At 46.5% G+C, this 19,254-nt stretch carries 40 protein-coding genes; 5 read left to right on the top strand and 35 right to left on the bottom strand.

Annotation, left to right across the window (positions count from 1 at the left end; all coding sequences use genetic code 11):
* Positions 1-64: 64 nt before the first annotated feature.
* The 5 genes from NK662_RS23730 to NK662_RS07865 all read right to left on the bottom strand — a co-directional run bounded on the left by NK662_RS23730 (position 65) and on the right by NK662_RS07865 (position 1,644).
* Positions 65-253, bottom strand: a complete 189-nt coding sequence (locus tag NK662_RS23730) for a DUF4083 family protein (protein WP_368736059.1) — start codon at positions 251-253, stop codon at positions 65-67.
* Between the two features lie 27 nt (positions 254-280).
* Positions 281-703: an RDD family protein gene (locus tag NK662_RS07880; RefSeq protein WP_254758372.1), complete on the bottom strand. Its 423-nt coding sequence runs from the start codon at positions 701-703 to the stop codon at positions 281-283.
* Between the two features lie 51 nt (positions 704-754).
* Entirely contained in the window at positions 755-919 is a 165-nt protein-coding gene (locus NK662_RS07875; RefSeq protein ID WP_254758371.1) for a hypothetical protein, read from the bottom strand.
* Between the two features lie 240 nt (positions 920-1,159).
* Positions 1,160-1,393 carry a hypothetical protein gene (locus NK662_RS07870; protein ID WP_254758370.1) on the bottom strand — a complete coding sequence of 78 codons (234 nt, stop codon included), beginning with the start codon at positions 1,391-1,393 and terminating at the stop codon, positions 1,160-1,162.
* A gap of 47 nt (positions 1,394-1,440) precedes the next feature.
* The gene (locus tag NK662_RS07865) at positions 1,441-1,644 is read right to left on the bottom strand and encodes a DUF4083 family protein (RefSeq protein ID WP_254758369.1); all 204 of its coding nucleotides are present in this window, start codon (positions 1,642-1,644) and stop codon (positions 1,441-1,443) included.
* A 141-nt stretch (positions 1,645-1,785) separates the two neighbouring features.
* On the opposite strand from NK662_RS07865, the gene NK662_RS07860 reads away from it, so the two are divergent.
* On the top strand, positions 1,786-2,091 hold the full coding sequence (locus NK662_RS07860; RefSeq protein WP_254758368.1) for a hypothetical protein: 306 nt from the start codon (positions 1,786-1,788) through the stop codon (positions 2,089-2,091).
* Between the two features lie 9 nt (positions 2,092-2,100).
* Here the strand turns inward: NK662_RS07860 and NK662_RS07855 are convergent, their stop codons facing one another.
* The 3 genes from NK662_RS07855 to NK662_RS07845 form a co-directional block, all read right to left on the bottom strand.
* The gene (locus NK662_RS07855) at positions 2,101-2,274 is read right to left on the bottom strand and encodes a hypothetical protein (protein ID WP_254758367.1); all 174 of its coding nucleotides are present in this window, start codon (positions 2,272-2,274) and stop codon (positions 2,101-2,103) included.
* Positions 2,275-2,324: 50 nt separating this feature from the next.
* On the bottom strand, positions 2,325-2,504 hold the full coding sequence (locus tag NK662_RS07850; protein ID WP_254758366.1) for a hypothetical protein: 180 nt from the start codon (positions 2,502-2,504) through the stop codon (positions 2,325-2,327).
* A 134-nt stretch (positions 2,505-2,638) separates the two neighbouring features.
* Positions 2,639-2,800: a DUF4083 family protein gene (locus tag NK662_RS07845; protein WP_254758365.1), complete on the bottom strand. Its 162-nt coding sequence runs from the start codon at positions 2,798-2,800 to the stop codon at positions 2,639-2,641.
* A 189-nt stretch (positions 2,801-2,989) separates the two neighbouring features.
* Between NK662_RS07845 and NK662_RS07840 the strand changes: the two genes are divergently transcribed.
* Positions 2,990-3,259, top strand: coding sequence for a hypothetical protein (locus tag NK662_RS07840; protein ID WP_254758364.1), 270 nt, complete (start codon positions 2,990-2,992; stop codon positions 3,257-3,259).
* Between the two features lie 155 nt (positions 3,260-3,414).
* Here the strand turns inward: NK662_RS07840 and NK662_RS07835 are convergent, their stop codons facing one another.
* The 8 genes from NK662_RS07835 to NK662_RS07800 form a co-directional block, all read right to left on the bottom strand.
* Entirely contained in the window at positions 3,415-3,660 is a 246-nt protein-coding gene (locus tag NK662_RS07835) for a DUF3977 family protein (protein WP_254758363.1), read from the bottom strand.
* Positions 3,661-3,772: 112 nt separating this feature from the next.
* Positions 3,773-4,069, bottom strand: coding sequence for a hypothetical protein (locus NK662_RS07830; RefSeq protein ID WP_254758362.1), 297 nt, complete (start codon positions 4,067-4,069; stop codon positions 3,773-3,775).
* Between the two features lie 82 nt (positions 4,070-4,151).
* Positions 4,152-4,541 (bottom strand): hypothetical protein, encoded by a 390-nt coding sequence (locus NK662_RS07825; protein WP_254758361.1) that lies wholly within the window; start codon positions 4,539-4,541, stop codon positions 4,152-4,154.
* Positions 4,542-4,890: 349 nt separating this feature from the next.
* The gene (locus NK662_RS07820) at positions 4,891-5,073 is read right to left on the bottom strand and encodes a hypothetical protein (protein WP_438503602.1); all 183 of its coding nucleotides are present in this window, start codon (positions 5,071-5,073) and stop codon (positions 4,891-4,893) included.
* A 213-nt stretch (positions 5,074-5,286) separates the two neighbouring features.
* Positions 5,287-5,664 carry a hypothetical protein gene (locus tag NK662_RS07815; RefSeq protein ID WP_254758360.1) on the bottom strand — a complete coding sequence of 126 codons (378 nt, stop codon included), beginning with the start codon at positions 5,662-5,664 and terminating at the stop codon, positions 5,287-5,289.
* Positions 5,661-6,140, bottom strand: a complete 480-nt coding sequence (locus NK662_RS07810) for a GNAT family N-acetyltransferase (protein WP_254758359.1) — start codon at positions 6,138-6,140, stop codon at positions 5,661-5,663. The genes NK662_RS07815 and NK662_RS07810 overlap by 4 nt, the downstream gene beginning before the upstream one ends.
* An 87-nt stretch (positions 6,141-6,227) precedes the next feature.
* The gene (locus tag NK662_RS07805; RefSeq protein WP_254758358.1) at positions 6,228-6,866 is read right to left on the bottom strand and encodes a hypothetical protein; all 639 of its coding nucleotides are present in this window, start codon (positions 6,864-6,866) and stop codon (positions 6,228-6,230) included.
* Positions 6,867-6,920: 54 nt separating this feature from the next.
* Positions 6,921-7,094 carry a hypothetical protein gene (locus NK662_RS07800; RefSeq protein WP_254758357.1) on the bottom strand — a complete coding sequence of 58 codons (174 nt, stop codon included), beginning with the start codon at positions 7,092-7,094 and terminating at the stop codon, positions 6,921-6,923.
* A 344-nt stretch (positions 7,095-7,438) separates the two neighbouring features.
* Between NK662_RS07800 and NK662_RS07795 the strand changes: the two genes are divergently transcribed.
* On the top strand, positions 7,439-7,693 hold the full coding sequence (locus tag NK662_RS07795) for an ArsR/SmtB family transcription factor (RefSeq protein WP_368736058.1): 255 nt from the start codon (positions 7,439-7,441) through the stop codon (positions 7,691-7,693).
* 163 nt (positions 7,694-7,856) lie between these two features.
* Here the strand turns inward: NK662_RS07795 and NK662_RS07790 are convergent, their stop codons facing one another.
* The 12 genes from NK662_RS07790 to NK662_RS07735 all read right to left on the bottom strand — a co-directional run bounded on the left by NK662_RS07790 (position 7,857) and on the right by NK662_RS07735 (position 13,680).
* Entirely contained in the window at positions 7,857-8,324 is a 468-nt protein-coding gene (locus NK662_RS07790; RefSeq protein WP_254758355.1) for a GNAT family N-acetyltransferase, read from the bottom strand.
* 39 nt (positions 8,325-8,363) lie between these two features.
* On the bottom strand, positions 8,364-8,807 hold the full coding sequence (locus tag NK662_RS07785) for a GNAT family N-acetyltransferase (RefSeq protein ID WP_254758354.1): 444 nt from the start codon (positions 8,805-8,807) through the stop codon (positions 8,364-8,366).
* A 28-nt stretch (positions 8,808-8,835) separates the two neighbouring features.
* Positions 8,836-9,201 carry a hypothetical protein gene (locus NK662_RS07780; RefSeq protein ID WP_254758353.1) on the bottom strand — a complete coding sequence of 122 codons (366 nt, stop codon included), beginning with the start codon at positions 9,199-9,201 and terminating at the stop codon, positions 8,836-8,838.
* Positions 9,202-9,255: 54 nt separating this feature from the next.
* The gene (locus NK662_RS07775) at positions 9,256-9,600 is read right to left on the bottom strand and encodes a DUF6176 family protein (protein WP_254758352.1); all 345 of its coding nucleotides are present in this window, start codon (positions 9,598-9,600) and stop codon (positions 9,256-9,258) included.
* A 147-nt stretch (positions 9,601-9,747) separates the two neighbouring features.
* Positions 9,748-10,098 carry an ASCH domain-containing protein gene (locus tag NK662_RS07770; protein ID WP_254758351.1) on the bottom strand — a complete coding sequence of 117 codons (351 nt, stop codon included), beginning with the start codon at positions 10,096-10,098 and terminating at the stop codon, positions 9,748-9,750.
* Between the two features lie 58 nt (positions 10,099-10,156).
* The gene (locus NK662_RS07765; RefSeq protein ID WP_254758350.1) at positions 10,157-10,405 is read right to left on the bottom strand and encodes a hypothetical protein; all 249 of its coding nucleotides are present in this window, start codon (positions 10,403-10,405) and stop codon (positions 10,157-10,159) included.
* Between the two features lie 131 nt (positions 10,406-10,536).
* The gene (locus tag NK662_RS07760; RefSeq protein ID WP_254758349.1) at positions 10,537-11,241 is read right to left on the bottom strand and encodes a CPBP family intramembrane glutamic endopeptidase; all 705 of its coding nucleotides are present in this window, start codon (positions 11,239-11,241) and stop codon (positions 10,537-10,539) included.
* A 268-nt stretch (positions 11,242-11,509) separates the two neighbouring features.
* The gene (locus NK662_RS07755) at positions 11,510-11,731 is read right to left on the bottom strand and encodes a hypothetical protein (protein ID WP_254758348.1); all 222 of its coding nucleotides are present in this window, start codon (positions 11,729-11,731) and stop codon (positions 11,510-11,512) included.
* Positions 11,732-11,932: 201 nt separating this feature from the next.
* On the bottom strand, positions 11,933-12,652 hold the full coding sequence (locus tag NK662_RS07750) for an alpha/beta fold hydrolase (protein WP_254758347.1): 720 nt from the start codon (positions 12,650-12,652) through the stop codon (positions 11,933-11,935).
* 358 nt (positions 12,653-13,010) lie between these two features.
* Complete coding sequence (locus tag NK662_RS07745) at positions 13,011-13,193, bottom strand: hypothetical protein (protein WP_254758346.1); 183 nt, start codon at positions 13,191-13,193, stop codon at positions 13,011-13,013.
* 62 nt (positions 13,194-13,255) lie between these two features.
* Positions 13,256-13,417: a hypothetical protein gene (locus tag NK662_RS07740; RefSeq protein ID WP_254758345.1), complete on the bottom strand. Its 162-nt coding sequence runs from the start codon at positions 13,415-13,417 to the stop codon at positions 13,256-13,258.
* A 122-nt stretch (positions 13,418-13,539) separates the two neighbouring features.
* A complete protein-coding gene (locus NK662_RS07735; RefSeq protein WP_254758344.1) occupies positions 13,540-13,680 on the bottom strand; it encodes a hypothetical protein in 141 nt (46 codons plus the stop codon).
* 185 nt (positions 13,681-13,865) lie between these two features.
* Here NK662_RS07735 and NK662_RS07730 point away from each other — a divergent pair, with 185 nt between their 5' ends.
* Entirely contained in the window at positions 13,866-14,267 is a 402-nt protein-coding gene (locus tag NK662_RS07730) for a hypothetical protein (protein ID WP_254758343.1), read from the top strand.
* Between the two features lie 96 nt (positions 14,268-14,363).
* Here the strand turns inward: NK662_RS07730 and NK662_RS07725 are convergent, their stop codons facing one another.
* Together NK662_RS07725 and NK662_RS07720 are read right to left on the bottom strand one after the other, a co-directional pair.
* Positions 14,364-14,651 (bottom strand): hypothetical protein, encoded by a 288-nt coding sequence (locus NK662_RS07725; protein WP_254758342.1) that lies wholly within the window; start codon positions 14,649-14,651, stop codon positions 14,364-14,366.
* Between the two features lie 158 nt (positions 14,652-14,809).
* Positions 14,810-15,247, bottom strand: a complete 438-nt coding sequence (locus tag NK662_RS07720; protein ID WP_254758341.1) for a hypothetical protein — start codon at positions 15,245-15,247, stop codon at positions 14,810-14,812.
* A gap of 219 nt (positions 15,248-15,466) precedes the next feature.
* Here NK662_RS07720 and NK662_RS07715 point away from each other — a divergent pair, with 219 nt between their 5' ends.
* Positions 15,467-15,637, top strand: a complete 171-nt coding sequence (locus NK662_RS07715) for a hypothetical protein (RefSeq protein ID WP_254758340.1) — start codon at positions 15,467-15,469, stop codon at positions 15,635-15,637.
* A 63-nt stretch (positions 15,638-15,700) separates the two neighbouring features.
* Here the strand turns inward: NK662_RS07715 and NK662_RS07710 are convergent, their stop codons facing one another.
* From NK662_RS07710 to NK662_RS07690, 5 genes are all read right to left on the bottom strand, one after another.
* Positions 15,701-16,087: a DUF5412 family protein gene (locus NK662_RS07710; RefSeq protein ID WP_254758339.1), complete on the bottom strand. Its 387-nt coding sequence runs from the start codon at positions 16,085-16,087 to the stop codon at positions 15,701-15,703.
* A gap of 159 nt (positions 16,088-16,246) precedes the next feature.
* Entirely contained in the window at positions 16,247-16,405 is a 159-nt protein-coding gene (locus NK662_RS07705) for a hypothetical protein (RefSeq protein ID WP_254758338.1), read from the bottom strand.
* A 106-nt stretch (positions 16,406-16,511) separates the two neighbouring features.
* Complete coding sequence (locus NK662_RS07700) at positions 16,512-16,823, bottom strand: hypothetical protein (protein WP_254758337.1); 312 nt, start codon at positions 16,821-16,823, stop codon at positions 16,512-16,514.
* Between the two features lie 1,402 nt (positions 16,824-18,225).
* The gene (locus NK662_RS07695) at positions 18,226-18,720 is read right to left on the bottom strand and encodes a GNAT family N-acetyltransferase (RefSeq protein WP_254758336.1); all 495 of its coding nucleotides are present in this window, start codon (positions 18,718-18,720) and stop codon (positions 18,226-18,228) included.
* Between the two features lie 79 nt (positions 18,721-18,799).
* The gene (locus NK662_RS07690) at positions 18,800-19,168 is read right to left on the bottom strand and encodes a hypothetical protein (RefSeq protein ID WP_254758335.1); all 369 of its coding nucleotides are present in this window, start codon (positions 19,166-19,168) and stop codon (positions 18,800-18,802) included.
* Positions 19,169-19,254: the final 86 nt, after the last annotated feature.

The raw sequence follows: 19,254 nt of genomic DNA, 5'->3' as shown, positions 1-19,254 counted from the left end.
TGGCAATCGTGGCGGACACTGACTTTTACAGGGGAAGAACGCCATTGTTCCACAGTTGCGTTTCTTACTCTCCTCTCTGCTTTTTCAGCAACTCAATGATTGTATCCAACTTCTTTTCCATGTGCATATCTCTTTGTTTCCTTACGACTGCGCTCCTTATCAACCGATATACAGCACCGATAATCAGTATGAGTATAACAAACAGAAACAATTGATAGATGATATTTCCCCAAGCAATGCTCCCTAGCGCCATTCCATTTCACCTCTGTTATATAATATTTCAGCGATATACTACCATAGTGCCTGCCATCATATCATGAATCCCTCGATGATCCTTTCTACATGCGATCATAAGAGCACTCACAACGGCAGAAACTCCAAATGTCACAGTACCAAGCAAGAATCTTCCAATCACTTCTCGTAGAAGCATTGTCCAAACTCCCATCCGCGTACCGTCTGCTTTCATGATGCGGATACCAACAGCCCGCTTTCCAAGCGTGTAGCCCGACCACAGTAACGGAAGGATGGCTAAGTATAAGGAGTGTGCCAGATTGAATCTCCAATCTTGAGAAGAGCGGGAAGCATCCATCCCCAAAAGCATCTCAAAAACAACGAATATCGGAACAAAGAAAACCAAACCATCTAGGAAAGATGCCCCGGCGCGCCGCCAAAAAGACGCAGTATAGAAATGTATGTGTTCCATTGCAGTTTCCCCTTTATCATGCATACTGTATGTATGTCCCTCAAGCATCTCTTACACCAACCAATCCCAAAAGATGACAGAACTCATACCAATCAGGGCAACAAACAAAACCCCTTCCCCAAAGGACAGTTCCTTGTTGGCCCATTTTGACTTTGGAGAGAACTTATCGATCAAGAGCACCAACGGCAGGACAATTGCGCTAAAAAGCAAACCCATCTTCCATCCCCTGCCCTATCCTTCAGGCGGCAGCCACATCTTTAACACATCGTCAACATTGAAAATAAGTACGAAGGAAAATAGGTCCTTCATCTTCATCTGCCATTTGTTCTTCCGTTTCATCCCCACACCAATCCATCAAAAGAATAGTTCACATGAACCTATAATGAGATTTTATCATAGAGATACAGAAATGGGAAGAGAGATTTTTGCAGTTAAACTATTGATTCAGGGGAATGTCTACCTCCCATGCATCAAGCCATACAGGAACCAGATGATAACAAACAGAACGCCTGCCATCACAGCAGACATGGTCCATTGAAAGAGGATGCGCCGAAAGTTCTCATCTGATTTGCTGGCTTCTTCATTGTCGGATAGGAGGCTGAAGATGCCAAACGTAAGGAGGTGGTCCCATAACTGCCAACGCTTATCATCTCTGTCTCTCGGCTCTTTCGTGTTTTCATTCTCCGCCATATGTCACCTCGCATGTTAGATAAAAGCAGCGCCTTGCTTTCCCCCTATCATGGCCGTTGCTTCACAGTCTCAATCAGTTCACGCAACAGCGCGTTTTGTTCTTCCAGCAACCGCTCGGTGTTCTGCGCGGCTGCGCTCCTTCGGGAACTGCTGCGCAACAGACTGCGAATAAACATTGTGAATGATACGCAGAACAAGATGACCAGTCCGCATACAAGAATTACATACAGAATCGGTCCAACATTCTCCATTTTCCCCCTCCTTCCCGAACAGCCATCTTGCTATCATACCCATCCCTGCCTTGCATCAAAAGCCGCGCAGCGGTATCATACTGTTATACGTTTGAATATTCCGACATCATAAGTTACAGGACGATATGGGAGGCGAGAACAATGCCGTTGGTTTCATTTGGCCTCATGATAGCAGGGGCTCTGATTGCGTATATCGGCTACTCCGTCCGAAGAAAAGGTTTAACCGCCTTCCTTGCGGGAAACCAAGATGTGTTTGTCCCAAAGAATGAGAAGGTGCTGGCCGGAAGAATCGGTTTGGTCATCATGCTGTTTGGCGTCGAAACCCTGCTGTTTCCCCTTGCTTTTCAACTGATACCGGGTGTATCAGGGACTCATTTTGCTGTGCTGGCCGCCTTACATCTACTGGCGACCTTTCTGTGTATGCTGTTCGACCAGGTTGGAGTATGAGCAATCCATCTACTTTATATATATCAGGACATTTAAAATAAGCAACCCGCTGAACGCAAGATCCAGTGGAGCTGCTTTGCTTTTTCTCTTGAACCAATGCCAGCGTTTGCTGTCTTCATGCAAAGCGGCGTAGTCCAATACTGTCAGAAGCAACAATGCAAGCGTCAAAAATGTCACCGTCACAGCGAATGCCTCCTCCTGTTTTTTCTCTATGTTCCCCTTGCCTCCCTTCCCTACACTTCAAAGACGTCCAAGAGCAGCAGGCACACTCCCACAAGCAAACTGCCTCCTAGCAGAAATGAGGTGTACGCGCTCCACTTCGCCCATCTGGATGACCTGCGAAGCAGCAAAGACCCTGTAAGCAGCAAGATTAGCGTGGGAACAGACCAGAAGATTCCTAAGCCTAGATTCATCGTCATTGCCTCCCGTATATGTAGAATACCTCTTGAAACGCGACGCACCCCTGAACCCTCTTACACTCTGTAAATGGTACAGATGATGAAGTATAGCCAGTTATGCGGGACAGCCGGGACTCCTGTGCTCTATCTTACTTGCTTTGCTGTTCTAGCAACGCAATGATTCGGTCCAGTTTGCGCTCTACCTGTTCATTGCTTTTTGCCCCGGTTTGCAACAGCACTGTCTTGAGCAGAAGATATAGTATCCCCACAATGAAAACAATGACGATTACGTTCAGCAACAATCCAACCATCACATAACCTCTTTTCCTGATTTTCCCTTTATTTTATCACACAGCGGAAAGCAGAAGTAGTGAATATTCCATGTATATTGTACTTGTGTTTTACTGTCATGGATTGCCTTCCTCCCCAAAGAATCACTTTATCCAGTTGTTCCACTTTATGGTACAATACAGGAAGTACAACGAAATGGAGTGAGCACATTGAGTGACACAGACGTATACGAACTTCTCAATCGTGTGGGCAAGCGATTTTTCATCGAGCATTACTATGACCTAAAGGCACTATATGAAGGAGACGGGAAGCGCTCGTCTCTTGTGGAAGGTTTGATCGAAGATATAACAGAGAAGTCCAAATATACAAGGGTGACAAAGGCAAAACGCATCTTTCGGGAAGGCCTGGAACGAGAAGCCCTCCAAATCATCCTTTCGTCCCGCCATCCCCGCGTGCAGGAATTGCAGTCCCTTGCCTAAGATATATGGGAGAAGGAAATGATAGAGTAGGAGAACAGGGGGACATACAAACTCCCTTTCTCCTGCAAGATGTCTCGACGTCAAGATGTGGATACACACTAAGAAATTTTCGTGAGGCTCATTCGCATTCTTACTACGATAGCAAGAGAAAAGCCTCATTTGGGAGTTTCACTGACTATCCCAAGTACGAACTTAAAGGCTCTTCGTTTCTTATTCATCCTCTTGACACCCTCTTTGGAATTCAGCACCAGACAGGTCTTGTTAAGCCATATACGAATATACAGAGACCTAAAAAGAATTGGCTTGAGAATTCCTTGTTGCTCTATTTCCGTTCCATCTTCAAACTCTGTTTCTGTGCGTATAAACCATCTATTGCCCAAACCAATCTCAATATACCTCACGGCACATCCCCACTTGTTTGATTACTCTGAAAGTTGACTCATAAAACAGCAAACTCCTCCTCTGCTCGGAGGAGATTCATAGTATCATTTACAAGGACGTTGATATTGCTGCTCATTTTGGGGGTGGCAAGTCCTCTTCCATCTGCTGTTCTATTTGCTGCGTTGCTCTTCTTGCCAGTTTTGCAAAGAAAGCACTCAAACAAAAGGCTCCCGCAGTTACGGAAAGCAATGTAAATTCAGCACTCCAACTTCTCATCAGCAGATAAATCCCTGCTACAAGATACAGAAACAACCCTATTTTGACAAAAGGTACTTTGTGTAAGATGTACTGGAGAAGAAACCCCATCAAGAATGCGCCCGCAAACAATAGCAGCGTGTAGATACTCATGATAAGTTCAATCTCACTCACTTTTCAGCCTCCCTTTCAAAATGAACAGCAAACCCCTCCTGTTTGGAGAGACCCAGCATCTGTTATTGGCAGTTCTATGACTTCACATTGAAAGGACAAAACCAACGACTTTCATTGTCTCTTTGTCAACATAAGCAACTGTGTTGTCTGGTTCAGCGGCTTCTTTTTTAGAGAAGTCCACTACATACACCTCTTTCCCGCCATAGGACGGGTCTACACCAACAGACCCATTAGGCAGAATGGTAGTAGATACTTTGGCACTTTGCCAGCCTACTAAGCCTGCTTTCCGCTCTTCGGAGAATTGGTTCCAAACCTTTTCTCTTACATCCTTTGTCTCCTTAACCTTTGCCGTTGACGCTGTACTTGCAGGAGATACAGGAACATAACTTGCCTTTTTATCACCCTGACTGGAGCAAGCCGCTACTCCAAACACCAAACATGCCGAAACAGCCAGTAACACAGCCTTCTTCAAGGAATCCACTCCTTTTTATTGAGCCATTACGGTCATATAATTCCCTGTCTGTTAGGTCAATTCCTGCTGTTACTCATGCCTGCTTGCTGGAATAGAGGTTCCGTAACAAAAACAAAACAGACAGCCAAAGCCGCCTGTTCCAAATCAACAGCAAACCCCTCCCAAACTCTTTGGAGGGGAAGCGTTGCTTATCTGGAAAACCACTTCATAATACGTTTCAAAGCGAGGAACAGCACCAGAACAAATACAATTAGAATCACAATGCCAATCGGATTGATATTGAGCATCCCTTCATCCCCCTTCAAAATGAACAGTCCGACAGCAAACCTCTCCCAAAGAAGGGTCCCACTTACATTTCATGTTGTCTGTTTCGATGCTTCAGTACGAAACCTGTCACCAGAGCCGCCAAGCCTACGGTACAGCCAATCAGTTGGTCAAGCAACAGTTCGCCATGCAATGTCCAACGGAGGACGAAGACACCTCCGAAGATAAGCGTCACCATGACACCAAAGTACAACAAACCTTGATACACATTCTTCATCTCCATCAACTCCTTCCACAACATCCATATTGTACCATTCAGGAGAAACAATGTGTTACTCTTTTTGGCTGCCTATCCCATTCATCCGTAGTTGACGTAATATTGCGCGATTAGCAATAGAACATGCCAGAAACGCGGGAACGGCAAGGATTTGAAGTCCCTGCCATTGTTGTCGCATATGTACCTTGTGAGCGTCTTGCTTGCTTACAGTGGCGGATTGACAAACACCCTGTACCCTCTCCAAAACGGCTGTGTAGGCACAGAGACGGTATTACGGTTCCGCTGAAACTCCAGCCGGCCTGCTGCTCGATTCTCCGCAGTTAGTTCATAGCCCTGCTCTTTCATTCTATCAACAAAAGGAATGATGCTTCCCTTTGTCACGTACAAGGTATCGTTGTCGATGTTTTGCATCGTTGCCACGGACTCACCTTTCACCTCTAAGGTGTACACCACCTTTGCGACTTCTATCGGTCTGTATTGTCCGAATAAGGACTGCCAGTTGGCAAATACCAAAACTGCGCCGATGACCATGAGTAAAAGCAGAGCCGGGATAGCCAGTATCCCTTTTTGTGTCTTCGTCATGCTGTCCCTTCCTTTCCTGTTGACGGCACATCCAGTTCATAGATGCACGTCTCCCGCTCTCCTCGTTGATACAAGTCATGATGCGGCGGCACTTCTACAATGTCTCGCAGCCTCGCCCCCGTCTTCTCACACGTCCTTTTGGATGGCATATTGTTCGGATTGCAGGAGATGATGAGTTTCTCCATATCATGCGCGGCAGCGACCTTCCGAACCAGCAAACAGGCTTTGGCGGCGTAGTTGTTCCCACGGAACACATCTCTCACCATATAGCCAACATGACCGCCGTAGAAGGTATTTTCGTTGTCGCCCACTCGCAGTTGAATCTTTCCCATCATGAGTCCCGCATTGTTGGCCGGCGCAATTCCGAATTCATAGGCAGGCACAAAGCCTTTCTCATAATCGGCAGGTATGTACTTCAAGGGGACGAGTTGAATTTCCCCGTCTGTTAGATTGTAAAACGTCTGAAACACAAACATATGTATCTCTCTCTTTCACACCATTGTTCCTGTGACGGACAAGGAATAGCCATATTATATCGCAATATGTATCGGAGGGAGACTACATCAATAGATTTGCCCCACTTCACCACACTGGAACTCTACCGTACATGCCTTTGGGAATGATACGCCCGCCAAAGTGTACACACCTTCTATTGTAACGCTGTACGTCCGGCCGCCGTCAATTAAAGTAGCCTTATATGCTGTTTGGTTCCATATGCCACTGTCCGCTGCTTTCATCATGATATTGTCTGCGGCCGCAAACATTTGCCGCCCGCTCCGCTCGTCCAATTGTGTCTGAAAGTGTCCTATGACTTCAATCGGGTGCAGCGCATCTCCCACATACACCTGTACAATTTTCTTCGTTTGGCCATTGGCGTCTGTCACAGTTGGCGGTGCAGCGGATAGGGTACGCAGTGCTTTCTGCTCATCGCTCCTGTATTGCTGCACAATATCTCCAATCCTCTTGTCATAGACTTGCGGCTCGACCCATTCCTCCGGCTGGAACTGATCCATTGGCGGCACTTCCAGATGAAGGCCTAATTTCTGCTCCATTACGCCCGCCACGCTTTTTTGGTATTGCTCATAATATCCTTGTTTCTGTTGAGTCGTCAGTTCAGCAGCGGCAGATGTGCTAACACTGCTTGCTCCTAGCAATGATACGGCAATTGCAGCCATTGCAACGCCCCTTGAAAGGTTCCCCATTGTTTTTCCTCCTTCAAAATGACTTGCAATATCTCCCTGTATGCAGAGGGTACTTCAATGTTTCTTCCTGTGCTCCTCCAGATAACACCAAGCGTAGTACATCATCCAAAACACAAACGGGACCAGCAAAATATCCTGTTTGTCGCCTTTGGGAAGGTAGTACAGCAGAACGGCACAGATAACGAACGTTGGAAGCAACAAGGTCCAGTATTTCTTCTTATCCACCATTTCTTTCGCCCCCACAATTGTATCATCCCGATAAAAGGATTATCGGTATTCCCATCGCCTGTGTATCCGCCAGATACTTCGGACTGCACAGCACTCTCTCCCTTATTGTACCATCTGGACAAAGCAATGTGTTCCAATTTTTGAGGAGTGCAGCCTCCCATTACCGACATGATGAAACATAAAGAAGCACTACTACGGCATGTACTCTTTTCACTCCCCTTGCCCTCTAACCGAGCCATACAAATGCCGAGACTTTTCCTCTTTTGTGTTGCATAATCTGTATAGAACAATAAAAAGATTGCAGAGGTGATACCATGATAGTTCCAAAAGAACGATACGAAGAAGTGGCAGATAAGTTGAAGGTGTTGGCGCATCCGACTCGCTTGGAGATCATGAGCATGCTCTTTGGCAGAGGAAAGATGAATGTCACCCAACTCTACGGAGCATTGAACCTGCCACAATCGACAACGAGCCAACACACTGCCCGCCTCAAAAGTGCCGGCTTGCTAGTAGGCAAGCGGGATGGCTTGGAAGTCTATTATGATGTTCATGAGGAGAACGTACGAGAATTGCGAAGTGTACTGCATGTCTCCCGATAAAACCCATGCCCTTTGCCATCTGCGGCAAGGGGCGTTTTGCTGCGGTTACGCATGGAAACCGGGCTGTATAGCAGCCGAGCCACGAAAAAGTGATAGACATAAATACTATAGTTGCCCTACAGTTTGGGAGAAAGCCAGTATCTCCCTCCAGCCGCATCCTGTCTTAAAAGCGCTTCTTCATATAACACGTCAGTACTTCACTGCCGTTCGGCTTGACCACAACTTCCTCTTGATACACCTCATACCCCACAGAACGGTATAATGCGATGTTTTGCGGAACAGACATCCGAACTTGGCAGAGGATTTCTTCCTTACCGTGCTCCCGCGCATGTTTCTCCAGCCACAACAGAATGGCTTTTGCGACTCCTTTGCCGTGTGCTTCTGGCCGGACGGACAGGCGGGAGAAATATAGGTGCTCCTCTCGCAGTTGGAATCTTGCAGAAGCAACAGACGTATTGTCCTGCATGTATAAAACGGCCCCTTCTTTGCCAGAGGACAGAGCGTGCCGGATAGATTCTATCGTCTCCTCTAAGGCACTGGAAGGAACATCTATATGGCGATACTCCTCAAAGGCAGCCATCATGACTTCGTGTACGGAGTAGGCATCTTCGGCGGTTGCTACAACAATCATCGTATCACCTCTCTCTTTATTCTTGGGACAGACAGGCTCTTACGCCAAAGGCTTCACCATTGTATAGTACGTGCTGCCCGGCGGATAATCCTTGATTTCCCCGACCACTTCATAGCCGTTCTTCTCGTAAAATGCGCGCGCCTGAAACTCGAATGTGGTCAGCAACACTTTCACCGCGCCCTTTTCCTTTGCCAATTCCTCCGCTTGACGCAGCAGCAGTTTGCCCAACCCTTTTCCTCGAAACCCTTCAGCAAACCAGAACTTGTCCACCTCAAGCCAGCCCCAATATACTTTTGCCGCAATACCGCCGACACAAGTACCATTCTCATCTCTTACCACGATGTTCAGCGGCTGCACCGCCCCCTCGCTTCTTGCGGCTTGATGATGGGGCGAGTGTGCATTGTTGAATGCCCGAATCTGGTCCCGCATGAAATCAGTGAACTCCTCGTTTTCTTCCATCAGGATTTGTATGTTGTATTCCATATGTGCCTCCTAAGACGAATTGTACTGCTCATTTCCGCATGGAACTGCCAATCACTTTCCCCGACGCTTCATCCACCAGTTTTTGTATATCTCCCAACAATTCTCTCTGGTCTGAACGAATCGTTACCAACGTCACTTCTTTTCCTGCAAATGACGCATCATCCAACCGGTATGTACTCGTATCAGCAATGACCTTGCTGACTTTTGCATCCTTCCAATCGCCGTCAACTTCCTTTTTTTCTGATTTGGACAGCGACTTCCACGCGATTTCCCGCGCGTCCGGCTTAGCGTACATGACTTCTCTTGACGATGAGCCGAATGGGCTGCTGCAAGCGCCTAGCGCCAGTGAGATACAAGCACATGCTGACAACATGACCATGCTTCGTGCCTTCAAGATGAACCCTCCTTTGTTTGTCACGCTTCTCTGTATTTCGTTTTTCCTGTCCGATTACTCCATAACCGCCCTAATATGCTCAGGAATCATAACCACTTGAGTTTCCATGTCCACATGCGGCACGTCCTCATCAATACACTCATACCAGAATGCCAAATGCTTCTGGTCCACCTCGTGAGAAGACTGCTCGACCTGAATGCCACCTTCTCCCTGCACAGAGTACCAATACAGATACTCGCCGTCCTCCCGCTTTTCGCGAAAGATCGTTTCTACATACATCTTTTCGTCCTGCAGCGTGAGCAAAACATGGTCCATATGCTCATTCAGCATCGCCATCCACTCATCTACTCGCTGGCTCTTTCCTTCTTTCACCTTGAATCTTGAAAGTTCCACTTTCATCATGTGTCCCCCTTATCAAACAGCCCCCCCCAAAAAAAGTGGAGAAAAGGCTTTATTTCAGTCATATGTAATCCCAACAACCTGGTCTGCAATGAAACGAAAAACTCTGCGAATACAGGCTTACCAATGCGAGAAGACAATCCGCAATCAGTTCTCTGCCACCGGCTCAATGCGGATTGCAAGCGCGCCCCACTGTCTCTCTTGCTCCGGAGAGTAAATATCATATGTTCCTTGCACCATTTCCTCCATTGTCCAATCCTCACAGTCAAACAGCGCAAATGGGATGTCTTCGTACATTTCTCTAAAGGTGTCGTATCGGCGCAGCCCCAACACCTTGACCCGCAGCAACTGGCTTCCTTCCGGCACTTCCAGAAACTCAATGGTATCGCCGACAGAAATGGCTCGTCTCTTTTCGTCATATAGCCGGACTTCATATAACTTCTTTCGCTGCCGGATGGCATGGAAGTATTCACCATACAACCCCATGTTGTGAACCATATGTGCTTCTCCCCCCCTGAAAATAGCAAAGCCCTCCCGTTGGCAGAAGGGCTGTCCACTATACCGTAAAAAAGTCCTGTGCCTTCTTCATAAAGGCTTGCGGCGTACCCGTGTAGAAGTAGAAGTTGCCTCTGTTCGTGTGAATCATGACCGCATCCATCCCATATTGAATGGAGCCGACAAGTATACCGTTGGCCGGCGCATAGTCGGTTGGCATGGAAACACCCGTAATCTCCTCTTTCTGCAGCACAACCTTTGACAGCAAAGGAGACAAGATGATGGCATCGTCTGTGAATTCATATCTCATGGCAGTTCCTCCCTTTTCCTTTCATTATAGCATAAGGAAAGAGGAGATGACGGAACATTCCGACACTTCAGTGCATCCGAATCAAATAAGTGGCTGCCGGTTGACCTGCTTTCTATACCAAAGGCTACATATTACCATCTCGGTACAAAGTCTAAGTTATAAAACATCAATAACCCGCTATGCAAGTTGAACAGCATATGAACAATAATAGCCGGTAGAATGGATTTCGTTCTGTACCAAAGGAAGAATGCTAGTAAAGCAAACAGACCGTCCAGCACAGGACTATCCTGATGCAAGGACCCAAAAATGACGGCCTGCAAAATAGCCGCTGTCCAAAGAGGAAGCCATCTTGATAGGAATACAGTCGTGTACACCCGCATAATGAGTTCTTCCCAAACAGGGAATAGCAGAACGGATGTGAAAGCATATAATCCGAATACTTGCGGCGTAATGTACATGCTTCTAATTCCTAAATTGTAGTTCTTTACAGTCCAATCGTTCATGAAAATATCATACTTAAAAAACACATGATTGAGTGCGAAAAAAGTCACATATACGCCTAACATCCAACCATATGTACTCCATTTTTTCATAACAGACACATTGAACGCGTGTACGTACATCCGTCTCGCAGGTCTGTACACAAAACTGTACAGCAGAATGACAACGCCACTCTTCATTTTCCAAACACTAGGATACATGTATGTAGATTGGTTTAATATGTCGCCAATGGAGAAGATTGTGTATACAATAGCGAGATACAGAAGCATCTTCCAAAGGCTTTCCCCTTTGTCAATGGCTCGTACATACGAGACTCGTTGTGTTTGCAACTCCATAGAACCCCTACCCCCTTTTGGATAATTCTACCATAACCGTAGTCGTACTGGGAGTAAGATTTTGTGCATACCGCATGCACATACACAGCCAGCCTAAAGAATGTCTATATGCAGTAGAAGGGGATATACAAGGAGAGTTTCTTTGGCAGCGCAAGCAAGGTAGGAAAGACAGACAAAGACGGCTCAATGAACTCGAACCGCCTCCTTGCTTTCCCGCAGGACAGGGCTACCTAGCATTCTCTCTCAAATTTCCTTTCCAGAGAGATGGTTACTTGGTAATCACTTCAACTGTCGTATCAACGGCGTAATACGAGGCAATCCCGACCACAACAAAGAGCAACACAACCGCCAGCGATACCAGAGCCGCACGTATTCCCAATGTGCGCTTCTCCGCATTTTGGTTGCCCATCCAAACGAGAAACAGCACGAAGCCCACTGGCGGAAATAAGACAGAGATGATATAACAAAGTGCTTTTTCAGCCTTTGACATGCAAGATCGCCTCCTTTTTCTCATTGTATCATTCAAGAAAAGCGATATTTGCCGGAATTTCTGCTATATCCCCTTTTATGTAGGAGGGCGCAACCAGATATGCCTCAATGTGAGGAATTCTCTTCATACAAAGGGTACAGTCGCCTCCAACACCTCGTGTAAACAGCCCGTGCGGTACCATACTGCCGAAGCAACTGGCTATCACTTGCTTCTTTCTAAAAACTGTTCCAAAAGTCTGCTATAGACTTCCGCTTGTTCAGCATGTACCAGATGTGAAGCAAACGGAACGACAGATACATGAAGGTCAGCAATCATTTCGGGATATATCATTACACCCTTCACTTCTGCTGCATTCCCTTCCCCAACCATATACAACACCGGCATCGTTAAGCCTGTTAAGTCTCGTGTTTCCTCAAACGGATACCAGCCAGCATTCTCCCCAATCTCAAGAAGTTGCTCCCATCCTTCGCCATGAAGAAAATTGAAGTATGCAGTGACCTGCTCATTTTGCACAATCGCAGACTGACGGGCCACCTCTGCCTTATGCAGTTCTAGCCAATTCGCAGGCTGTTCCGGCAGAATTCCGGATAGCGTAAGCGTCTTTACACGTTGGGGATACCTCTTACTGAAAGCCAGGCCGACTAGAGCACCCACAGAGCATCCGACAATGTGGACGGACTGCAGCCCAAGATGGTCCAGCGTATCCCGTATATCTTCTGCCGAATTGGAAAAGAAGTCTGATAATTCATTGGTGACGGATTTCCCGTGACCTCTCAAGTCAGGAAGAATGACGGTGTATGCGCTTTTAAAATACTCTCTCTGATATTCGAAATCAGTTATTCCTGTCTGTAACGCTGTATGTAGAAACAGCATCGGTTCTCCATTCCCCAAAACCTCTGTATGTAAAATCACAACCAGCATCCTCCCTAGTTATAAGTGTGCAGCCCATGTCCACTGCCTGGAAATTTCGGACGCATTATGACATCCAACAGCAACAGTCACATTTTACCCATCTCTCCCCTTCTAAAGTGTCTCAATATTTGTAACCCGTCCGACGCCGTTCCGCCATATGACCCCCTCCAGCGAGGATAGGAAACGGGAATGATCGTCACCAATAACTGACGGAAATGGAATATAGCAACTCCAAGAAAGAACGAGCGCCATTCTCCTTGCTGCACCCATAGAGTTGCACCCATACATAAAAGGGCAAACAGCAGAGAAGTAACAGGTCCCGCAGCAGACACAATCATCTTCTGACCCCTTCGCAAATATCCCTGCTCTATACAACAACCCATATACGACCAGCGAAGGTAAAAGCGGAGCCGGCCCACCCTAAAACATCTTTTCGTTTGGGAATGCCATGTCCCACCTCATGTAGCAGAACGCTTACGGGAACAGCAACGGAGTAAAACAACAGCACCATGAACAGAAAGCCGCCGCTGGATACCACCTCATTTAACAATCTAATCCCCCCTGTTCCATCAGAAAAATAGAACCTTCCAAAAAAGATGATAGGCTTGCTCTTTATGCCCGCTCCGGCTTCTTCAGATACTTCGTGAAATACGCCCCCAGCAGCAGGAACACAACCGTCATGCCCCAAGCGAAGATGCCCCATCCCGTGTAATGCCCGATGATTTGTACAGCCGCAATGAGCAAGAAACAGAGTGATGATAGATACCGTTTCAACGTGATTCCCCCTTTTGTCTTGTTTCATCACATGAAGAATTAGACATACTGCACCCTTCTATTCCGCAGCCGCTGTCAGTTCCTTTACGTCAACCAACACAAACCAGACAAAGAAAATCAGTTCAGCCCTTTGTTTTCTGAATCTTGTCTGCTCTATTTGCGCTAAGGAACGTCAAAATAGTTGCAAGAACGACGAGCACTATCCAGTACCCGCTCCCCTTCATAGCCAAAATGACCGACAGTGCAGCCAGCACGATTGCCACTGCAAGTCCCCCTACAGTTCTGCTGTCCCTAAAGACATGATGATTTATAATCCTCGCCCCTTCTTTCCTTATTGCACCATTTGCAAGAAGAGATGTGTGCCAGAATTTCTATAACGTGCTACATGGAAATAACAGCATTCAGAAAGAATACATACGAATGCTTTACCAACAGGAGTGATGAAGTGATGTACAAAAGAATGCTGGCAATTGCTTCTGCCTGCACGTTTGCTTTCCTAACAATTCCACACGTCCCGCAAGTGCAAGCGGAAAAGCAGGAACAGCCGTGGCGCAAATATCCCGACAATGCAAAGATGGGATTTAGAGATGCAGACACTTTCTACCGTTCGTTAGACAAGCAGCAGTACAGCGAATACCCGAATGCAAAGAAGAACATACGGAAATTGGCAACCTATAAGGACGTCAACGCCATTCTTTCACAGGCATCTCTGAACAGAGTTGGCGGTGACGGTATCCATCCCAACCGTCAAGTGTATGTATATGTGTCTGTCTCTCCTCAAGGCGAGGTGAAGACTGCTGTATTTGACGCGGAAACGAAGCGGCAACTCTCTGGTAGCGAAGGAAAGTGATAGGAAACAGAAAAAGACGACTCAATGGATTTGAGCCGTCTTCTTGCTTTTCCAAAAGGACAGACATTCCCAAAAGGAAAACCACACAGCCCCACCTTACCGCACAGGAAGAAGTCCTAACTGAGCCAACGTCGAGTTTCCCTTAAAGAACAGGAATTTTGAGCCGTCCTGTCGTGTGACAACACCTTCCTGTACAGCGGAATGCTCTACCGCATCTTGTTCTTCAATGGTGATTACCAGCGTCTGATCTTGTGACACCTTCACTGGCCCCTTCTGGCTTTGTTGCGATGTTGCTACGCCCTGCGCCGTACTTCCTTCCGCGAAAACCATTGCTGACATGAGCACACCCGCAACGCACAGCGCCAAACCGAGTTTCTTCTTCATACCTTGCACCTCCTGTTATGCAATCAGTCTATCCAAATGCCTGATGCTATCAGTCTATGCTGGCTTGTCCATTTCTATTTGTTATTCCACGCAACACAGCCTATACCTCCCCACTTTCAGGCAAGGATTAGGCATGTTCAATCATTCAGAGGAATTCTTTACTCTCCAATCACCTGTTTGTTATCATCGTCGTCATATAACGTAATCTTTACCTTCTTGAGTTCATCTTTCAACTCTTGCGGAAACGCAGCAGGGAGTTTCTCGGTGTAGCCGTACACATACTCTTTACCTGCTTCCAGTGTAAAGGTCTGTCCCTCTGATGCTACGACCTTCCCATACACAAGGTCGCCAAGCAACTTCTGTACCTCTTGATCTTCAAATTGGAGTTTAATATGGAACTTGGTGGGCTCCTTGCTGGTATTCTTCAGGACGACATTGGCAAGAAAAAACTGGTCTTCCTTCACGGTGTACGAACTCTTTTCTTTTATGTACTGCAAGCCATCTATCCCCGTTACAGAAGCCTTTGAATTCGAGCAACCCGTCGATAAAAGAGCGGCTGTGATGGATAAAGCAGCAAGCCAGGTCTTGTGTTTCATGCCCTTATCTCCTTTTCCTGTACATTTTACCTAATTATAACATGCAGGAAACTGGATGTAACAGAGGTTTTGTAACGACATTTCTGGCAACCCCCTCGCGTTTACAACTGTTTATCCTTGCCCTTCATGCACCACATTGACAGACAAAGAGAGGATTATAGGTACGGCTGGCGGAATATAATAGGAAGCGGACATATGCCGCAAGAAGGAGGAAACCGTATGTTCTGGATCGCTGTGGGTATTATCGGTACGGCAGTCATTATCGGATTGGTACGTGGATTTAGTGGCAGTACTTCTTCCCGCACTTTGACCGAGCGAGAGTTGCAGGAGATGCAAAGAAATGGAATTAACCCTGTACCACCGGATTCATCATCCGACGGCGGCTTGTAAACGAAAAAGGGAGGCAATCACATCGCCCCCTCTGCTCATTTGTATCAATAGCAGCCCTGCGGGTCACTGCTTCCTAAAGTCGTACACCTCATTTGGCATGTCCAACGTATGTCCGTTGATGGCAACAGTATCCTTGTCCTGCCAGACAATGGTCGCGTTCTCTTCTCGGTAATTCCAATAGACGTTTTTCGTCTTAAAATACGTGCGGTTGTTCCAAACCAACTCACCACGGATGGCATAACTGGTCGTTGCTCCACCGTTAGAAAGATATGCCCGCAAGGTATATGTCCCGTCCGGGGACTTTACTTCTGCAATTTTCTCCCCTGTTGGCAGCCTGTACATGCTATAAAATGCCCAATACAGTACCCCTACGAGAGACACTGTTATGCCAAGTAGAACAATTCCCACTTTCCGCTTCGTCTTTTTGATTTCAGGATGGTTGTAGTCCATGCTGTTCCTCTCCCCTGTCTCCCCGTAATATAATGAACAACCCTGTGCTTTCATACAGAACGCACTTTGTCGTCATTATACCACTTGAATCCAGAAGATGTCCGAATGTTTTGAACAAGTCAAAAAACCTCCCTATCAAGAAGAAGACCACCTTACCTATTACCTATTTTGCAGTTCTTTCTTTTGCTGCTGCAGCATCATCTCTGAACTTGCAATGATTGCAAAAAAGCCGGCAACAAGTTCAACAGATGCCTTCGTAACGAGCAAGCCAACCATGCCAACACCATAAAGCACTAGCGCCACCTTGCGATTGAACATGAATTATCCCTCCTCTTTCTGTTGGAGTCACTCTGGATGCCTTATATTGCTATTATACTCCTGAGAGGATAGACGTGCCTGCGGGGATTGTGACTGCATATTGGATTCATGTCAGGTCTTTATTTTCCTTGCTCTTACGAATCCACCACATGACCAAAAAAGCAAGCAGAATGAGGAGCGGGATAGCCTGAATGAAGAGAAATCCCTTCCAGAAATCCAGCATTGTGCTGTCTGGTGGGTCTGTTGCCATTCCACCAATGAAAAAGGCCAGTGGACTTGTAAATATGTTGAGCCCTAAACCGACAATTACTCCTGACAGATGTTTTGCTTTAATTTTGGGCGAATCCGCCTTGATGAATAAAAAGATTGCCCCGCCAATGATGAGAAGTATCGTTCCATAAAATACAATATACTCCATAGTCCCCCTCCATTTTCCTCATTGTATCATGCAGGAAAAGTGATGTGCGCAGGGATTTTTGGATGAATATTGAATTCATGTGGGGTTGCCCTCATACAAGAAAAAGTCGGTTACTGGTTAGAGGGTTTCATGGTAACATGAGGATGAAATGATTTACGGCTGGAAGGAGACTCCACTCTTATGAGAAGCAAAATGTACGACCTTACCATTCTCGTCTTGATCATATCAACCGCAGTCGTCAACAACAATCCTTTCACATACTCGTTCAAGACGATGTTTAACAGTTTTGCAATGGTCTTGCTAGTCGCTTTCGGCATCCTATATTTGTATAAGCGAGTAAAAGGAGCAAGAGGGATGTAACCTCTGCTCCTTTTTCTTACGCCACACTCCCCTATCTCACGTCTCCTCCTTCTCTATCCATTACGGCAACATGCAGGATTTCTCTACGCATTGCTGCTCTATTACAGAAGCCGCAGCACCGCCAGGCCGACATTTCTGCCGAAGAAGAGGCTCTCCCACGGCACGTTTACCGTTCAAAATAGCGTGTTTTCGCAATGTTCTGAATGCAAAAGGAAGAGAATGTACTTGCTATATCGCGTATAAGAACCGTACTCCTCGCCTCCTGCATACGCCTTCAGTTGACGGCAACGGCATCATTCTAGGAAGTTGGTTACTGGTTATCTTTCAGTAAGGGGTGCGGCTCTGGAGGTGGCATCTGCTTTCGTTTTCGTAACGTTCTCCATTCTCTCGCCAAAAACGCCCCTACAGCCAACCAAGTGACCCAAGACAGCGGGCTGTGAGCGGCTGCATCATCTTTTGTCGTTTCCGTAAAAAATGGCAAAACATATATGAGGCAGGTGAGATACCCCCAAAATAGAATGCTGTACACCTATCTTCGGTACTCTTGCTGATAAGTTCCAGGTCGGTTCCGGTTGCTCCACCATGACAAGACGACGATAAGGAATGCAAATAAGAAGTAAAAGTTGCTCTCCCAAAAGGTCCCCTCAAGAGTTAGGACAGTGGAGAATGAAATACTGATTTGATACACAGTGATAAAGATGAGCAGAAGTCCAAAGCCTATATAATCTACAATAGACATCACCAACAAACTCCTCTCTGGTCTGAAGAATGGAAGCGAGAAAGTGAGATACAAGCAAATGCTGACAACATGACAATGCTTCTTCCCTTCAAGACGAACCCTCCTTTGTTTGCCATGCTTCTATGTATTTCATTTCTCCTGCCCCATTTCCTGTTCTGTGCTCTGACACGCGAGGAGTCACTACGGTCAACCCCGGATACGCCGCATCGCATATAAGAACCAAACCCTACATGGAATGGCTTATCTTCTTCTGTACGACACAGGTTTAAGTAATTTGAGATACGAAAGTCCTCAATGTTGTCCTTATTCCACAGGCAGGCGCAGTACCATTCTTGTTGTTTTGAGGATATGGCCGTCAAAATCATCGTCAAACTCGTCAATCACTTCAAAGCCTTGCTTCGCGTAGAAACGCTGCCCTTTGAAATTGTCCCTTTCCACGTTTACACACAGGCTGCGAGCATCTGGTGTATGCCGTATGGCTGCAAGCAGCAAGGCTTTCCCTATGCCTACTCTCTGATGGTCCGGAAGCAAGTAGATGGCAAAGAGTTCCGCTTCCTTTTGTTCATCCGGTAAAGAGACGTTGATGAATCCAACGATACATTCCCCTCTCTCCGCAACGAGCAGACAAGAGGTTTGCATACGCTTCTTCATCATGTCCTCTGAGTACGCATAGCGTAAAAAGGCTTCTTGAATCTCCATTGGAATGATGCCTTCGTATGTCTCATTCCAAGAGGCTTTCGCCACATGCTGCACCTGTGCAATGTCAGTCTCGACAGCATTACGGATTCTATCATCCATACTTTCCCTTCTCCCCATATATAGTCTCAATATTCATACATTTTACCACATGGAGAAGTTAGGCTGGGATAACAAATAGTCAGTTCAGCAGGCTTGCGATTCTCTCTTCAAAATCAGCATTGCGCTCATAATAATAATTCTTGATTTTTGACGTTGTAAAAGACCCTACTTCTTTCTCGCCTTCATACATCTTTACAAAATAGAGATACCCCTTCTCTTCCTCTTGGTCCTTCCTCGGCGTGAACTTCGTTGCTTTCACTCCTGTCAGCCAACTCCTGATTTTGAATTTATCCGTAACGATTGTCTGTTCCCCATTTCCCTTTGTAATCTCCAACTTCGTCAGGTGATTGACCGGGAAGATTTCTTGAAATGTCATTGTTGTTTGCTGGCAGCCTGCCAGCAAGAGCAGTGCAATTCCAAGAGCAAAAGACCTGTAAAAGCATTTCATACGCCTTCTCCCTTTCGCCAAATGCAGAAATAAACACATCGCTCTCTTCTCTATTCCGCAGCTGTCGGTCTCCTTACGTCAACCAA

The sequence above is a fragment of the Ectobacillus ponti genome (assembly GCF_024294785.1).
GTDB classification, from domain to species: domain Bacteria; phylum Bacillota; class Bacilli; order Bacillales; family Bacillaceae_G; genus Ectobacillus; species Ectobacillus ponti.
Note: the sequence above shows the minus strand (reverse complement) of the source record. Positions and strands in the feature narration are given on the sequence as shown.

Coding starts and splice junctions, on each gene's coding strand:
- NK662_RS07770 (WP_254758351.1), bottom strand. CDS start 10,098: ATGGTTCACAACATGGGGTTGTATGGTGAATACTTCCATGCCATCCGG.
- NK662_RS07775 (WP_254758352.1), bottom strand. CDS start 9,600: ATGAAAGTGGAACTTTCAAGATTCAAGGTGAAAGAAGGAAAGAGCCAG.
- NK662_RS07785 (WP_254758354.1), bottom strand. CDS start 8,807: ATGGAATACAACATACAAATCCTGATGGAAGAAAACGAGGAGTTCACT.
- NK662_RS07845 (WP_254758365.1), bottom strand. CDS start 2,800: ATGGTTGGATTGTTGCTGAACGTAATCGTCATTGTTTTCATTGTGGGG.
- NK662_RS07765 (WP_254758350.1), bottom strand. CDS start 10,405: ATGAGATATGAATTCACAGACGATGCCATCATCTTGTCTCCTTTGCTG.
- NK662_RS07690 (WP_254758335.1), bottom strand. CDS start 19,168: ATGAAATGCTTTTACAGGTCTTTTGCTCTTGGAATTGCACTGCTCTTG.
- NK662_RS07725 (WP_254758342.1), bottom strand. CDS start 14,651: ATGAAGAAGAAACTCGGTTTGGCGCTGTGCGTTGCGGGTGTGCTCATG.
- NK662_RS07850 (WP_254758366.1), bottom strand. CDS start 2,504: ATGAATCTAGGCTTAGGAATCTTCTGGTCTGTTCCCACGCTAATCTTG.
- NK662_RS07730 (WP_254758343.1), top strand. CDS start 13,866: ATGTACAAAAGAATGCTGGCAATTGCTTCTGCCTGCACGTTTGCTTTC.
- NK662_RS07710 (WP_254758339.1), bottom strand. CDS start 16,087: ATGGACTACAACCATCCTGAAATCAAAAAGACGAAGCGGAAAGTGGGA.
- NK662_RS07790 (WP_254758355.1), bottom strand. CDS start 8,324: ATGATTGTTGTAGCAACCGCCGAAGATGCCTACTCCGTACACGAAGTC.
- NK662_RS07700 (WP_254758337.1), bottom strand. CDS start 16,823: ATGGAGTATATTGTATTTTATGGAACGATACTTCTCATCATTGGCGGG.
- NK662_RS23730 (WP_368736059.1), bottom strand. CDS start 253: ATGGCGCTAGGGAGCATTGCTTGGGGAAATATCATCTATCAATTGTTT.
- NK662_RS07880 (WP_254758372.1), bottom strand. CDS start 703: ATGGAACACATACATTTCTATACTGCGTCTTTTTGGCGGCGCGCCGGG.
- NK662_RS07720 (WP_254758341.1), bottom strand. CDS start 15,247: ATGAAACACAAGACCTGGCTTGCTGCTTTATCCATCACAGCCGCTCTT.
- NK662_RS07695 (WP_254758336.1), bottom strand. CDS start 18,720: ATGGATGATAGAATCCGTAATGCTGTCGAGACTGACATTGCACAGGTG.
- NK662_RS07760 (WP_254758349.1), bottom strand. CDS start 11,241: ATGGAGTTGCAAACACAACGAGTCTCGTATGTACGAGCCATTGACAAA.
- NK662_RS07805 (WP_254758358.1), bottom strand. CDS start 6,866: ATGGGGAACCTTTCAAGGGGCGTTGCAATGGCTGCAATTGCCGTATCA.
- NK662_RS07860 (WP_254758368.1), top strand. CDS start 1,786: ATGCCGTTGGTTTCATTTGGCCTCATGATAGCAGGGGCTCTGATTGCG.
- NK662_RS07875 (WP_254758371.1), bottom strand. CDS start 919: ATGGGTTTGCTTTTTAGCGCAATTGTCCTGCCGTTGGTGCTCTTGATC.
- NK662_RS07870 (WP_254758370.1), bottom strand. CDS start 1,393: ATGGCGGAGAATGAAAACACGAAAGAGCCGAGAGACAGAGATGATAAG.
- NK662_RS07750 (WP_254758347.1), bottom strand. CDS start 12,652: ATGCTGGTTGTGATTTTACATACAGAGGTTTTGGGGAATGGAGAACCG.
- NK662_RS07865 (WP_254758369.1), bottom strand. CDS start 1,644: ATGGAGAATGTTGGACCGATTCTGTATGTAATTCTTGTATGCGGACTG.
- NK662_RS07705 (WP_254758338.1), bottom strand. CDS start 16,405: ATGTTCAATCGCAAGGTGGCGCTAGTGCTTTATGGTGTTGGCATGGTT.
- NK662_RS07800 (WP_254758357.1), bottom strand. CDS start 7,094: ATGGTGGATAAGAAGAAATACTGGACCTTGTTGCTTCCAACGTTCGTT.
- NK662_RS07715 (WP_254758340.1), top strand. CDS start 15,467: ATGTTCTGGATCGCTGTGGGTATTATCGGTACGGCAGTCATTATCGGA.
- NK662_RS07755 (WP_254758348.1), bottom strand. CDS start 11,731: ATGTCAAAGGCTGAAAAAGCACTTTGTTATATCATCTCTGTCTTATTT.
- NK662_RS07810 (WP_254758359.1), bottom strand. CDS start 6,140: ATGTTTGTGTTTCAGACGTTTTACAATCTAACAGACGGGGAAATTCAA.
- NK662_RS07815 (WP_254758360.1), bottom strand. CDS start 5,664: ATGACGAAGACACAAAAAGGGATACTGGCTATCCCGGCTCTGCTTTTA.